Annotated in this window: 14 protein-coding genes; 9 read left to right on the top strand and 5 right to left on the bottom strand. The window is 36.5% G+C overall.

What is annotated here, in order from left to right; genetic code table 11:
- Nucleotides 1-14: 14 nt before the first annotated feature.
- Entirely contained in the window at nt 15-980 is a 966-nt protein-coding gene (locus RTX21_RS02395; protein ID WP_312765123.1) for a Gfo/Idh/MocA family oxidoreductase, read from the bottom strand.
- A 366-nt stretch (nt 981-1,346) separates the two neighbouring features.
- Here RTX21_RS02395 and RTX21_RS02390 point away from each other — a divergent pair, with 366 nt between their 5' ends.
- Entirely contained in the window at nt 1,347-2,741 is a 1,395-nt protein-coding gene (locus tag RTX21_RS02390; protein WP_312765122.1) for a hypothetical protein, read from the top strand.
- 79 nt (nt 2,742-2,820) lie between these two features.
- Here the strand turns inward: RTX21_RS02390 and RTX21_RS02385 are convergent, their stop codons facing one another.
- The gene (locus RTX21_RS02385; protein WP_312765121.1) at nt 2,821-3,849 is read right to left on the bottom strand and encodes a Gfo/Idh/MocA family oxidoreductase; all 1,029 of its coding nucleotides are present in this window, start codon (nt 3,847-3,849) and stop codon (nt 2,821-2,823) included.
- A gap of 199 nt (nt 3,850-4,048) precedes the next feature.
- On the opposite strand from RTX21_RS02385, the gene RTX21_RS02380 reads away from it, so the two are divergent.
- Both RTX21_RS02380 and mazG read left to right on the top strand, forming a co-directional pair.
- The gene (locus RTX21_RS02380) at nt 4,049-4,699 is read left to right on the top strand and encodes a protein-L-isoaspartate(D-aspartate) O-methyltransferase (protein ID WP_312765120.1); all 651 of its coding nucleotides are present in this window, start codon (nt 4,049-4,051) and stop codon (nt 4,697-4,699) included.
- Nucleotides 4,700-4,825: 126 nt separating this feature from the next.
- Nucleotides 4,826-5,596: a nucleoside triphosphate pyrophosphohydrolase gene (mazG, locus tag RTX21_RS02375; RefSeq protein WP_312765119.1), complete on the top strand. Its 771-nt coding sequence runs from the start codon at nt 4,826-4,828 to the stop codon at nt 5,594-5,596.
- A 107-nt stretch (nt 5,597-5,703) separates the two neighbouring features.
- Here the strand turns inward: mazG and RTX21_RS02370 are convergent, their stop codons facing one another.
- Both RTX21_RS02370 and RTX21_RS02365 read right to left on the bottom strand, forming a co-directional pair.
- Nucleotides 5,704-6,180 (bottom strand): cupin domain-containing protein, encoded by a 477-nt coding sequence (locus tag RTX21_RS02370; protein ID WP_312765118.1) that lies wholly within the window; start codon nt 6,178-6,180, stop codon nt 5,704-5,706.
- On the bottom strand, nt 6,181-7,176 hold the full coding sequence (locus tag RTX21_RS02365) for a zinc-binding alcohol dehydrogenase family protein (RefSeq protein WP_312765117.1): 996 nt from the start codon (nt 7,174-7,176) through the stop codon (nt 6,181-6,183). It abuts the gene before it with no gap.
- 91 nt (nt 7,177-7,267) lie between these two features.
- Here RTX21_RS02365 and RTX21_RS02360 point away from each other — a divergent pair, with 91 nt between their 5' ends.
- From RTX21_RS02360 to RTX21_RS02345, 4 genes are all read left to right on the top strand, one after another.
- On the top strand, nt 7,268-7,636 hold the full coding sequence (locus tag RTX21_RS02360) for a helix-turn-helix domain-containing protein (protein ID WP_312765116.1): 369 nt from the start codon (nt 7,268-7,270) through the stop codon (nt 7,634-7,636).
- A gap of 85 nt (nt 7,637-7,721) precedes the next feature.
- Nucleotides 7,722-8,318 carry a LemA family protein gene (locus RTX21_RS02355; RefSeq protein ID WP_312765115.1) on the top strand — a complete coding sequence of 199 codons (597 nt, stop codon included), beginning with the start codon at nt 7,722-7,724 and terminating at the stop codon, nt 8,316-8,318.
- A complete protein-coding gene (locus RTX21_RS02350) occupies nt 8,318-8,746 on the top strand; it encodes a TPM domain-containing protein (RefSeq protein WP_409414963.1) in 429 nt (142 codons plus the stop codon). The genes RTX21_RS02355 and RTX21_RS02350 overlap by 1 nt, the downstream gene beginning before the upstream one ends.
- Complete coding sequence (locus RTX21_RS02345; RefSeq protein ID WP_312765444.1) at nt 8,727-9,527, top strand: TPM domain-containing protein; 801 nt, start codon at nt 8,727-8,729, stop codon at nt 9,525-9,527. Before RTX21_RS02350 ends, RTX21_RS02345 begins: the two co-directional genes overlap by 20 nt.
- A gap of 71 nt (nt 9,528-9,598) precedes the next feature.
- On the opposite strand, the gene RTX21_RS02340 is transcribed toward RTX21_RS02345, so the two are convergent.
- The gene (locus tag RTX21_RS02340) at nt 9,599-10,690 is read right to left on the bottom strand and encodes a TlpA disulfide reductase family protein (protein ID WP_312765114.1); all 1,092 of its coding nucleotides are present in this window, start codon (nt 10,688-10,690) and stop codon (nt 9,599-9,601) included.
- Between the two features lie 129 nt (nt 10,691-10,819).
- Here RTX21_RS02340 and RTX21_RS02335 point away from each other — a divergent pair, with 129 nt between their 5' ends.
- A complete protein-coding gene (locus RTX21_RS02335; protein ID WP_312765113.1) occupies nt 10,820-11,344 on the top strand; it encodes an NAD(P)H-dependent oxidoreductase in 525 nt (174 codons plus the stop codon).
- Complete coding sequence (locus tag RTX21_RS02330; protein WP_312765112.1) at nt 11,345-13,198, top strand: monovalent cation:proton antiporter-2 (CPA2) family protein; 1,854 nt, start codon at nt 11,345-11,347, stop codon at nt 13,196-13,198. It begins immediately after the preceding gene.
- The last annotated feature ends 44 nt before the right edge of the window (nt 13,199-13,242 follow it).

The following is a 13,242-nucleotide window of genomic DNA, read 5'->3' as shown; positions in this document are numbered from 1 at the left end:
TATCAAATTCTAAATTATTTCGATATCAACCTCACGATTTCCAAAGCAACTTTCAAAGCCTCAGTTCCGTCCTCTAAAGAAACCTGAACGGGAACATCATATTCGATAGCATTGGCGAAACTTTCCAATTCATCAAGAATTGCATTGTTTGGCTGGATGTTCGGATATTCGAAAAGGATCTGGTTTTTCTCACCTTCCGCATTTTCAATGATCATGTCAAAGTCAGAAGGATTTTCCGGCGCAGGTTTCATTCTGATAACTTCTGCTTTTTTCTCCAGAAAATCTACAGAAACGTAAGCATCTTGCTGGAAAAACCTCGATTTTCTCATTGCTTTCATCGATATTCTGGAAGTCGTGAGATTCGCAACACAGCCATTTTCGAACTCGATTCTGGCGTTGCAGATGTCCGGCGTTTTGCTTACCACGGAAACACCGCTGGCGTGGATCTGTTTCACTTTTGACTTCACAAGACTTAGCAAAATATCCAGGTCATGGATCATCAGGTCCAAAACCACAGAAACATCTGTTCCTCTCGGGTTGAACTCCGCCAGTCTGTGAATCTCTATGAACATTGGATTTTTGATGTAATCTTTTGTTGCAATGAAGGCCGGATTGTATCTTTCAACGTGACCCACCTGTGCTTTAATGCCAAATTCTCTGCACTTGAAAAGAATTTCTTCTGCTTGCTGCAAGGTTTGGGTCACGGGTTTTTCGATGAAGAAATGGATTCCTTTTTCAATTGCTTCCATTGCATAATCGTAGTGATAAACAGTTGGGGTTACAATGTCCAGCATTTCGATTTCGTTCAATAATTCTTCAAAACTTTCAAAATATTTATAACCGAATTCGGCTGCCAGTTTTTTACCATTTTCTACATCTTTATCGTGAAAACCAACAAGTTCATATTTCTCGGATTGATTCAGTAACCTCAAATGGATTTTCCCAAGATGTCCTGCTCCTATAAGTCCTGCTTTTATCATAGCTCAATTTTTCTTAAGGCGTAAATTTAAGAATTATAGGAACTCGGCATCAAAAAAAAGACATACAATTTTTCATGATTTGAGTCTTGTTATTTACAGGAATTTTTAGAGCAAGTATTGATGGCAAACAATTTCATTTTAAACATACTTAGTAATATTTCTTTTCTAAAATACAAATAATCTAATCATAATCTGTTAGTTTTATATAAAAAGTATTTTTTATTTATTATAGATGTTGTTTTGTTGTTTTTAATTAATTATTGTTTAATTTATTTTTTATAATATTAATTTTAATTATTAAAAAAGATAATAAAGGTATTTTTTTGTTGATTTTTTTTACATTTGCATTGAACAAAAATACAAAAGATGAAAAAAGGTTATATGTCCATTGCAATGGTTGCATTTGGATATGCTTTTGGGCAAGTTGGTATCAATACCAATAGTCCAAAAACTACGTTAGACGTCAGTGCCAAAAGAGATGTTTCGGGAACTATTACCGATAATACTCAATATATCGGTCTGCAGTCTCCAAGGCTTACCAGGGCCGAACTTACTAATAATACCGCACTTTATGGAACAGACCAAACTGCAGCCCTTGTGTATGTCACCGATGTTTCTGGTGGTGATACAAATATTCCGAGAACAAATGTGGATGCTCCTGGTTATTACTATTTTGATGGAGTTCTTTGGCAAAAGTTTACAGTTGGTACAGCTTCTGGCGGAACAGAACCTTGGAAAGTACGTACTTCTGATACAGAAGCGACTCTTAATACACAAGATATTTATCAAAAGGGTAATGTTGCAATAGGAACAAACCAAGGTGTTGGAACTTTTCATATCGATGCTGCAAAAGATAACTCAACGACCGGAACGCCAACTGCTACACAGGTTTTAGACGATATCATTGTAACGCCAAAAGGAAGAGTGGGAGTTGGTTATTCTCCTTCCGATACTGTATTTGGAAGTAATCAGTTTGATGATAAATGGACCTTCCAGGCAAATAGCGATCTGGACATCAATTATAGTTTGGCGACCACCAATAATGCGCAGGCCATCGTACATCGCAATATTATCTCATCAGGAACTATCGGAGCCAGGACTGCCAGGCCAAATGGAACTTCTATTGCTGCATTTGAGGGACATACTTCCACGTCCAGTAATAATTATGGGTTGACCACGGCGGTTACGCAACAACGTGCCGGAATTGTTTTACGAACAGGGAAGTATACATCAGTTGGAGGAGAGATATGGTTAGGAACTTCAGGAGCAAATAGTGACGGTAGTGCATCATCTACTGCAGCCAATGTTTATCGTGCTGTTATGGATGAAAGAGGTAATTGGGCTTTAGGAGCTGATCCAACGGAGGCATTTTATAGAAATCCTACCCAAAGATTGGACTTGATATTAGGCGGAGTACGGATAGATGCATTAGGATATGGAACATTAGCAGCATGGCAAACTTTACAGGCAGCCCAACGCCCTAATTATATCAGTACCAACCCAAGCGACAGAATAGTTGTGGTTGACGCCAATGGTGTTTTGAAAACAATTGATCGCTCAGTTTTGGCTAAATCTGCTTCGTTGGCAGAAAATCCTCCGTCCCAACTTCATGTAATAAAGAAAAGCTCTGATATTACGCCAGCCATTATCCAAGGATGTCCGGCTTATGATAATGAGACCACAGCACAAAATGATAAAGACTTACCAGAAGGTGGTTTGTATAGAGTCAAAGGAAGTGGAGTGTTAATGATCAAATATTAGACTTTCTCAAAATAAAAAATCGAACTTTAGAAGGTTCGATTTTTTATTGAATTCTGGTTTCAAATGATTTATAAAAATATCAAAAAGAAATAACTTCTCCCTTATCAGAACTTTTCTTCGCTGCTTCAATCACTTTCATCGTGTGGAAAGCTTGCTTTGCTGTGACGGGAACTTTTTTGTCATTTACAATTGCGTTGTAAAGGTCATCATAGAAATCCAGATAATTCCCTTGAAACGTTGGGAAGTTGACAACTCTGTCATTGTAAACCAAAAGTCCTGTTTTTTCCTCAGGTTCCGTTCCCCAGTTCTCACGATTCGGAACTTTACCGATTTTCAATTCGTCTTCCTGAACATCAGCTCTGTGTTTTAAAAAACTTCCTTTCTTGCCGTGGAAAACATAAGAAGGGGTCATTTCTTTCACAAAGAAACTTGCTTTTAATCTTACTCTTTTATCCGTGTAATAAAGAAGAATGTCAAAATAATCATCAATCTGAGTATTTTCTCTTGTTCTTCTGATATCAGCAAAAACCTTTTCCGGATTTCCAAATAAGGTCAATGCCTGGTCTATCACGTGTGAACCCAGATCCATCAGAATACTGGCGCCGGGATTTCCATCTTCTTTCCATGCTTTCGGACTCAGTTCCGGATTGTATCTTTCGAAACGGATTTCTGCTTCTACAATATCGCCAAGATAATCTTCTTCCAAAACTTTTTTCACGGTTCGGAAATCGCTGTCATATCTTCGGTTTTGATACACGCAGAGTTTAAGATTGTTCTCTTTGGCGAGTTTATGTAATTCTTCCGCTTCTTTGGATGTTGTGGTAAAAGCCTTTTCCACCAAAGCATGTTTCCCGGCTTCCAAAACTTTCTTAGTAAATTCAAAATGTGTTTCAATTGGGGTATTGACAACAATTAATTCCGCATCACTTTCCAGAACTTCTTCCAGAGAATCGAAGCTTTTAACATTCGGATAGTCGGTCTGTATGTTTTTTTTGCTTCGTTCGTAAGCACCTATTAATTCAAATCCATCATTGACCTCAAGAAATGGTGCATGAAATAGTTTTCCAGAACCGCCATAAGCCAACAAAGCAGTTTTTATTTGTCTCATAATCTCAAACATAAATTAGGAGATGCAAAGTCGTAATAATTTTTATGAAAGCAAAATATAAAATCAAAAGTTTTTTATGAAATTAGTTATTCTTTTCAAATAATCTATTTTTGATAAATTTAATACAAGTTCTGGTTTGGATTTTAAAATTTTACTTCCGAAATTGCAGACTGGATTTGAAAAATTACTAATTATAATAATGAGAGATACTTACGTTCACAAGGGCAAGAGAAAACAATTGATCGATTATCTGCATCAGAAAATCGGGATTACGGATTCTTTTGTTCTCAATGCGATGAACGAAGTGCCGAGACATCTTTTCATTGAAAGTGTTTTCGAAGATTATGCCTATGAAGACCGCGCTTTTCCTATTGCTGCGAAACAAACGATTTCTCATCCGTCAACTGTTGCCGAGCAAACTGAATTGCTGGAGGTGAATGAAGGCGAAAAAGTATTAGAGATTGGTACAGGATGCGGTTATCAAACTGCGGTTCTTATCCAAATGAAAGCTTTGGTTTATACGGTTGAACGCCAAAAGGATTTGTACAATTTTTCTACCAAGATTTTTAGAGAATTGAATCTTCGGCCAAAATTCCAAAGCTTCGGAGACGGATTTGCAGGTTTGCCAACGTTTGCACCTTTTGATAAAGTATTGGTGACGTGTGGTGCAGAAATTCTTCCAACCGAATTATTAAAACAATTAAAAGTCGGTGGAAAAATGGTTATTCCATTAGGGAAAACTGATGAACAGATTCTTTACAGATTTACAAAAATATCAGATACACAGTTTGAGAAAGAGGAATTTGGGGTTTATAAATTTGTCCCAATGTTGCAGAATAAATCACATTAAAATAGAAAACACGTTGACTCCGCTCAGTTTGACAAATTTTTGTGCTAAAAGTTTCTAAGTTTTGTCAAACTGAGCGGAGTTGAAGCTTCTATTTTTAACTATTAATTTTAATTATCAGTTAGCAAAATGAATACACGTCAAGAAAAAATGGAAGCTTTTGGAAGGCTTCTCGATATAATGGATGATTTGCGTGAAAAGTGCCCGTGGGACCAGAAACAGACTTTTGAAACTTTGCGTCATCTGACTTTGGAGGAGACTTACGAATTGTCTGATGCGCTTCTGAATGAGGATTTGCAGGAAATCAAAAAAGAGTTGGGCGATGTTTTGTTGCATTTGGTTTTTTATGCAAAAATAGGTTCGGAAAAGGAAAGTTTTGATATCGCTGATGTCATCAATTCTCTGAATGAGAAGCTGATTTTTCGTCATCCACATATTTATGGAGACGCAGTTGCGGAAGATGAAGAAGCGGTGAAGCAAAATTGGGAAAAATTGAAATTGAAGGAAGGAAACAAATCTGTTTTAGAAGGTGTTCCGAAAGGTTTACCACCGATTATAAAAGCTTATAGAATTCAGGATAAAGTGAAAGGAATCGGTTTTGAGTTTGATTCTGCGGATGATGCCTGGGCGAAAGTTCGGGAGGAATTGCAGGAGTTCCATCAGGAAACCGAAAAAGATAAAAAAGAAGTGGAATTGGGCGATGTGTTTTTTTCTTTGATCAATTATGCCAGAATCTCCGGACTGAATGCTGATACGGCTTTGGAAAAAACCAATTCAAAATTCATTTCGAGATTCCAGAAAATGGAGGAGTTGGCTTTGTCCAAAAATCTTAACCTAGCTGAACTTAATCTAGTAGAAATGGATGAGCTTTGGGAAGAGGCGAAGGTTTCTGAAAAATAAATCTTATCTGTCGAAATTTATAATCTCGCAGATTTGGCAAATTGACCAGATTTTTTATCTATATTAAATCTGCGAAATCAGTTTAATCTGCGAGATTTTTTAATCGATTATTCAGCATCAATCAAAACTGCTAATTGGATGCAATTTTCATTTGAACGATTGCTCCAGGCGTGATTAGTCCCGGTTTGGATAACAATGTCTCCAGCTTGTAAAAGTGTTTCGTCTGTATCGGTAATCAGATAAATTTCGCCGGATAGAATAATGATATAATCCAGACTTTTGGTTTGATGCATCAGCGGATGAGGTTGTCCGGCAGGCGCTTCGATTCCTAATTGTTCATCTGGCGGAATCTGAACATAACGGAAATAAGTTCCGTTTTTGATAACCGTTGGAATGGCAGAATTTTCCACCGGTTTTTCCTGCTCAAAACTGGCTGGCATTTTACTGGTTTGCCAAACATCGGAGATAATTAATCCGGGAAAATGTTCGGAAACATTGGTTACGATTTCGTCTTTTTCAATGAAGGATTTCCCGTTTTTGGTTCCTGTGATGATTCGTCTTGGGATTGCTTTTATTTTGCTCATTTATTCTTGATTTTTCATAATTAATTTTTTGCCCTGTGTTTTGTTGTCTTTCAATACTTGCTTGGCTTCTTCCGCTGTTTTTGCAAAAAGTCCACCAACGATTTTTATGGGTAATGGTTGAATGATCTTACTGTCGATAAGTTCTCTAATTTGATTTAGTGAGCTTCTGAAATAATCATATTGCTTCTCCTGTGCATAAATGAAATTTGAAATGTTAAGAATCGTTGCGCCAATCCCAAAAAGTAAGTCATTAGCTTTTGGTGTAATGAAATGTGTAATATTGACATAGATTCCGTTTGCCTTTAGAACTTCGGCAGAAATTTCTGAAAATTGCATTCCAACTGCATCAATCACAATGTCGAATTTTTGATTTTGGTTAATTTCTAAAATTTTATCAGCCAAATTCTCTTGTTTATAATTAATGATTTGATTAGCATTAATTCCAATCTGAATCAATTGTTGGATACTTTCTTTATTTCCCGCTGTGATAATTATTTTTTTGCTGAATTTGCCCAATAAGATTCTAAGAATAAAGTTTCCAACTCCGCCAGAAGCACCAGTTATCAAAATTTTTTCTATTTGATTCCAATCAACTCTATTAAAAATCTGAAAAGCCGTGATTCCAATTGATGGTAATCCTGCACTTTCTTCAAAAGTTATCGAATTTGGTTTTTTAGCAACGATTGCTTCCGGAAGGATGATTTCTTCTGCATAAGTTCCGTTGCTTCCCATACTTCCACAGGCGAAAAAAACTTCATCACCAACTTTAAAATCATTAACGTTTTTTCCTATTTCGATAATGATTCCCGAGCCTTCTCTTCCTAAGATTGGCGAAAAAAGATATTGTCGCTCGTGTTCATTTTCACGCATCTGATAATCGATGGGATTAAATCCCGAAGCAATGATTTTGACTTTTACCTCGTGAGTAGAGATAGGTCTTAAATCAATGTTTTCATCTTTGAGTTCATTATTTTTATTAAGTATAATCGCTTTCATCTTCATTTAATTTAATACAAAATTATTAGTAAAATACTTTAAATTTGTTACTAGTTAACCAAAGGTAACTACTTACCTTGATGAAACCGGAATGAAAATAATAGAGAACAATACTGAAAGAGAAACAACTTGTGGAGAGGAACTTCGGGCAATGCGAGATTCCTTGGAAATCCTTGGTGGAAAATGGAAACTGATGATTTTAAGATATCTGAATAACCGCCAGCATCAGGATATTCATTTCAAAAAACTGGAACGGGAAGTTGACGGAATCTCTGCAAAAATGCTGAGCAAACAACTGAAAGAATTGGAAACTAATCTTCTCATCACGAGAACTGTCACAGACGACAACCAGTTAATGGTTTTCTATGCGATCACAGAATATGGAAAAAGTGTAACGCCACTCACGGAAAATCTTGTAGAATGGGGACTTAAGCACAGAAAAAAAATCATCGAAACCTGATTGATTTCAGGAATTAAAAATAAATTCCATCATTGCATATAATTTGTATATTTGATTTAATTAAAATTTTAAAACACATCAAACTATGAAAGGTAAAGGTTGTATTGTATTAATCGTAATTGTTGCATTGATTGCTATTGTCGGATTTTGGGCAGTAGGCATTAGAAATGGATTTGTTGGACAGGAACAAAATGTGAATGCAAAATGGTCAAACGTGGAAACCGTTTACCAAAAAAGAGCGAACCTGATTCCAAACTTGGAAAGAACAGTAAAGTCTTATGCAAAATTCGAAACCGAGACATTGACAAAAGTAGTTGAAGCAAGGGCAAAAGCAACTTCAATCAACATCGACCCAACAAATATGACCGAGGCTGATATGGCAAAATTCCAGGCAGCACAAGGCGAATTGAGTGGCTCATTGAGCAGATTGATGGCTGTTGTAGAAAGCTATCCAAACCTGAAAGCTGACCAGCAATACATCAATTTCCAAAGAGAATATACAGCGATTGAAAACAGTATCCGTTCAGAAACAGTATATTACAATGATGCTGCAAAAGAATATAACACGAATATCAAAACATTCCCGAATAATGTGATTGCTAATTTCTCCAACTTCAAAGAAAAACCATATTTCAAAGCTGAAGCTGGCGCAGAAAAAGCACCAAGCGTATTTTCAGAATAATGAATCATTTTCTCACAGATACAGAAATGGCTTCCCTTGTGGAGGCCATTAAATTAGCAGAAGACCACTCTTCGGGAGAGATTCGTGTGCATATCGATTCTACAGCTGAAGATGATTTTGCAAAAAAGGCGTTTGCGATTTTCCGTTCTTTGGAAATGCATTTGACCAAGGAAAGAAATGGTGTTTTGTTTTATGTCAATTTTGAACAGCATTATCTCACGATTATTGGGGACGAAGGCATTCACAAAAAAGTAAAGCAGCAATTCTGGGACGATCTTCACGATGAGATTACGTCTGAATTTGCCAAAGAAAATTATTACAAAGGTCTGAAAGAAGCCATTCTGAAAACCGGACTTGAACTGAAAAAATATTTCCCTGTAGTTGGGGAAAATATCAATGAATTACCCAATGATATCAGCTTCTCTTAAACGATACATTTTTGCATTATTCTTGATTTTTGGATTATTTTCCAAAGCTCAGTTGGTGCCGGAGAAACCAGCGGTTCTTTATCCTGTTTATGATAAAGCAAATTTGTTGTCAGAATCTGAAAAAGATGCGCTGAATCAAAAACTCATCAAGTTCTCTGATTCTACATCTACAGAGATCGAGGTCATTATTCTGCCAACGACAAGTGGCGAAGATGTCAATTATCTCGCAACGATGTACGGCGAAAAGTGGGGAATCGGACAAAAAGGTGTAGATAATGGTGTGGTTTTCCTGATTGCGACAGAAGACCATACAATGTCTATCCAGCAAGGTCGTGCGGTAGAGCAATATTTAACAGCTTCGGTGGCGGGACAGATCTTGGATTATCTTGTAACACCGGCTTTCAAAAAAGGAGAGTTCTATAACGGGATTGACCGTGGAACTTCTGCGATTATGGAGGCAGTCCAAGGGAAATTCAAACCGATTGTCAAGAAACAAAATAATGAAAGCGGAATCAGTATTGGCTCGATTATCATCATTATTATCGTAATTGTTATTTTATTCAGTATTATCAATGGTAACAACGGAGGTGGCTGGGGCAATGACGATGATGATTACACGCTATCAAGAAAAGGAAACCGAAGATACAGAGGCGGATTTTTTCCATTTCCGGGAAGTTTTGGCGGCGGAGGATTTGGTGGTGGAAGTTCTGGAGGCGGAGGCTTCGGCGGTTTCGGCGGTGGCGGAAGTTTCGGTGGAGGCGGTGCTTCCGGTGGATGGTAAATTGATAAATGAATATACAATAAAACCCGGATTTTTTGTCTGGGTTTTTATCTTTTAGTTTTGTGAAGAGTTTATAATTTTTTCTCAATTAATGCTCCTAAATCTTCGTCAAAGCCATCAAATTTTTCAATCAATTTTCCATCAGGGCTAAAGAGATATAAGATTGGGGTTCCATCAATTTTGTATTTGGAATAGGTTTCTCCCAATCTTCCTTTTTTATCCCAAATTGTTTCCCAGCCTGGAGTGTGTTTTTTGTCCAGTTTTTCGAATCCCTTTGGGTTTTCATCTACATAAAACGTAACAATTTCTAATTTCTTCGGATTATCTTTTTTTAATTTATTAAGAATCGGAACAGATTCTAAGCAAAAACCACAATATGGTGTGGAAAAATCCAGCAAAACAAATTTGCTATTAAAGTATTTTGAGAACCGTACTTTTTTACCACTTTTATTATAAGCAACAAAATCAAGGAATCTTTCACCAATGTTTAAATCAGGATTATAGATAAAAGAATATAATGATTTTCCAGAAACTGATTTTTTTAGCTCTGGTTTGATTTTGTTATAAGTTTGTGAAACAAATTTCTTTGGAAGTACTACTTTATTTGCATCCAGAAGATATAATCCATAGTAATTATTGATGTTGTCTGCAATGAATTTTTTATTTATTTCTTCAATGTCTCGGTCAACTAAAATTATTTTACCGAAAGGTTCTTTTCTATTCCAGTAAGCACTTTGCAAACTATCATTCCATTTTCCATGGTCTCTCAAGGTAAATATTTCATTCTCAATATTTTCTCTTTCCTTACTTAGATTTTTTATCAATTGGAAATAATCAAATCGCAGATCATCATACTTTGAACCTTTCGTTCTTACATTCCATTTGAAATCATCAATATCGGCATTGATGGTTATCGATTCATTGCCAATAAACAGTTCGGAATATTTATAATTGTCTCCATTTTTAATGAATAGGACAACACTTGTTGGTACATTTTCTAAAGTTCCTTTGAGTAAAAATTGTCCATCCTTTATGATGCAACTGTCCAAAGTGATATTGTTTTTTGTGATTTTTGCTAAGGCATTGGTTTCAAATCCGGAAAGGTTTCCTGAAATTATGAAATGCTTTTGACCATTTATAGAAATTAAAAGTATAATGCTCAAGAATAATGTAAATGTTTATTCAAATATCCCAAAATAAATCCCATCAACAAAATTATTTTCAATTTCGTAACAGTTCAAATCTTGACATAAAACCAAAAAATCACTATATTTACGAAAATCGAGATTTCTTTGAAAAAAACATTGGTTCTATTTGCGCATCCTTACTTCGAACATTCTACCACAAATGTTAGATTGTTAGAATGTTATGAGGGTATGGACAATGTCACACTTCGGGATTTGTACGAAGATTATCCCGATTTTCATATTCAGCCTTTTCGCGAAAGAAAAAGAATTGTAGAATATGAAAGAATTATTTTCCATTTTCCCATTATTTGGTTTGGGCTTCCTCCTTTATTGAAACTCTGGATAGATGAGGTTTTCGATATGCGTTGGATTTCTGAAAACGGACTCAATATTCTTTCCGGGAAAGATGCGATAATCATTACGTCGGTTGGTGGACGGGAAAACAATTATTCTTTAGAAGGAAAATATAAATCCCAAGCAGAAGACTTGCTGACAGGTCTCAAGATCTCTTTGGACGTCAACAATATCGACCTCAAAAAAATACATATTATTTACAACGCCGATAATTTAAACGATGCGGAACTCGATAGACATTGTGAAGAATTATCTCAAATACTAAAGACAGAATAGATGCAAGGTTCCATTGCAATGACAATCCTGATTTTTCTTGGAGCAGCCATTATTATGGTTCCGCTAGGAAAAAAATTGGGTTTGAGTTCGGTTATCGGATATCTTTTGGGAGGGATTTTGATTGGTCCGTTTTGTCTCCAATTGACGGGAAGAGATGCAGAAGATATTATGCACGCTTCGGAGTTGGGTGTGATCATGCTATTGTTTTTGGTCGGTCTGGAACTGGAACCTCAGAAACTTTGGCAAATCAGAAAACGGATACTTGGTTTGGGCGTCAGCCAGATGTTGCTCAGTATTATCGGGATTTTTATCGTGTTTTATATTGCAGGGTTTGGACTTAAAAAATCATTCATTATTTCACTTTGTTTTGCGATGTCATCCACGGCGATTGTTTTGCAGACTCTGAAAGAGAAGAATCTTTTCCGGACAGTTAGCGGAGAATCTTCCTTTTCGATTTTGCTGTTTCAGGATATGGCCGTGATTCCTATTTTGGCATTGTTGCCATTCTTGTCTAAATCGAAGAGAGCAATGGAACAAGCCGGTCACGAGAAAATATTACTTCAATATCTTCCGGATTGGTTGCAACCTTTTACGGTGATCTTGGGCGTTGCTGCGCTCATACTTTTAGGTAGATATATTTTCATTCCGTTTTTGAGGTTTGTATCAAAGTCCGGACTAAATGAATTGCTGACGGCAGCATCTTTATTTTTGGTAATAGGTGTTTCTGAACTGATGATTTCTGTCGGATTGAGTCCTGCTTTGGGCGCTTTCATTGCAGGGGTGATGTTGGCCAACAGTGAGTTCCGGCACGAGTTGGAAAGTGATATCGACCCGTTCAAAGGATTGTTGCTGGCGGTGTTTTTCGTAAGCGTCGGTGCAACTATCAACTTTAATATTATAGCTTCGAAACCTGTCTTTATTTTTTCGGCAGCATTTATCGTTTTGGCAATCAAAGCGGTTGTTTTGTTTGCGATTGGGAAGTATTATAAAATGAATAATGAACAAAGCTTTTTCCTCGCTTTTGCGTTGTCCCAGGTTGGAGAGTTTGCTTTTGTTTTGGTCAATTTTGCAGCGAGTTTATATTTGATAGATTATCAGGCGAATTCAGAATTGATGGCGATTGTAGCGATTACGATGTGTATTTCTCCACTACTTCTGATTTTCAAGGAAAAGGTTTTGGACAGCCGATTCATCAAACAAAAAACTGAAGAGAATATCGAACTTGGGATCATCAAGCAACGTAAAATAATTATTGTTGGATTCGGATTTTTTGGAAGTACGGTTGGAAGATTATTAAAAGCCAACGGAATCCGTTCAACTGTTTTGGACAGTGATCCGGACAGAGTTGCTTTGTTGAGGTCAAATGGTTTCAACGTTTATTACGGCGATGCTACCAAACCAGCATTGCTCCGTTCAGCAGGAATTGAGGATGCAGAACTTCTTGTTCTTTGTCTGGACGACCCGGAGAAAAACAAATTTCTGGTAGATTATGTCAAAGAAAATTATCCTGATGTCAAGATTTTTGTAAGAGCCAAAAACCGTCTGGATGCTTATGATTTCCTTAATAAAAAAGTCAATAATATCTATAGGGAAACACTCGGAACTGCTGTTGATATGGCAGTAGATATACTTCAGGAAAACGGAATGAGAAAATATACTGCCAGAAGAATGGGCAAACGTTTTATGCTGATTGACAAAGCGATGACCAGACGTTTGGCAAAAGAAAAAGACAAGGATATGATTACCTTCACACTCCGCGAATCTCTGGAACGTGAAGCCGAACTATTGACTTTGGACAGCATTTCTTTCGAAGAAAATCATTGGAGTGGCGATGGAGATGAGGATGATAAATAATTGTTTTTAACGTTTATAAATAATTATTTTTTTAAATTTGAGAA

It is taken from the genome of Epilithonimonas sp. (genome assembly GCF_032054305.1).
GTDB lineage: Bacteria > Bacteroidota > Bacteroidia > Flavobacteriales > Weeksellaceae > Epilithonimonas.
This window is presented reverse-complemented; position numbering and strand designations above follow the sequence as displayed.

Excerpts from the sequence above, each read along its gene's own strand:
- RTX21_RS02395 (WP_312765123.1), bottom strand. The coding sequence starts at position 980 with ATGATAAAAGCAGGACTTATAGGAGCAGGACATCTTGGGAAAATCCAT.
- RTX21_RS02390 (WP_312765122.1), top strand. The coding sequence starts at position 1,347 with ATGAAAAAAGGTTATATGTCCATTGCAATGGTTGCATTTGGATATGCT.
- RTX21_RS02385 (WP_312765121.1), bottom strand. The coding sequence starts at position 3,849 with ATGAGACAAATAAAAACTGCTTTGTTGGCTTATGGCGGTTCTGGAAAA.
- RTX21_RS02380 (WP_312765120.1), top strand. The coding sequence starts at position 4,049 with ATGAGAGATACTTACGTTCACAAGGGCAAGAGAAAACAATTGATCGAT.
- mazG (WP_312765119.1), top strand. The coding sequence starts at position 4,826 with ATGAATACACGTCAAGAAAAAATGGAAGCTTTTGGAAGGCTTCTCGAT.
- RTX21_RS02370 (WP_312765118.1), bottom strand. The coding sequence starts at position 6,180 with ATGAGCAAAATAAAAGCAATCCCAAGACGAATCATCACAGGAACCAAA.
- RTX21_RS02365 (WP_312765117.1), bottom strand. The coding sequence starts at position 7,176 with ATGAAAGCGATTATACTTAATAAAAATAATGAACTCAAAGATGAAAAC.
- RTX21_RS02360 (WP_312765116.1), top strand. The coding sequence starts at position 7,268 with ATGAAAATAATAGAGAACAATACTGAAAGAGAAACAACTTGTGGAGAG.
- RTX21_RS02355 (WP_312765115.1), top strand. The coding sequence starts at position 7,722 with ATGAAAGGTAAAGGTTGTATTGTATTAATCGTAATTGTTGCATTGATT.
- RTX21_RS02350 (WP_409414963.1), top strand. The coding sequence starts at position 8,318 with ATGAATCATTTTCTCACAGATACAGAAATGGCTTCCCTTGTGGAGGCC.
- RTX21_RS02345 (WP_312765444.1), top strand. The coding sequence starts at position 8,727 with ATGATATCAGCTTCTCTTAAACGATACATTTTTGCATTATTCTTGATT.
- RTX21_RS02330 (WP_312765112.1), top strand. The coding sequence starts at position 11,345 with ATGCAAGGTTCCATTGCAATGACAATCCTGATTTTTCTTGGAGCAGCC.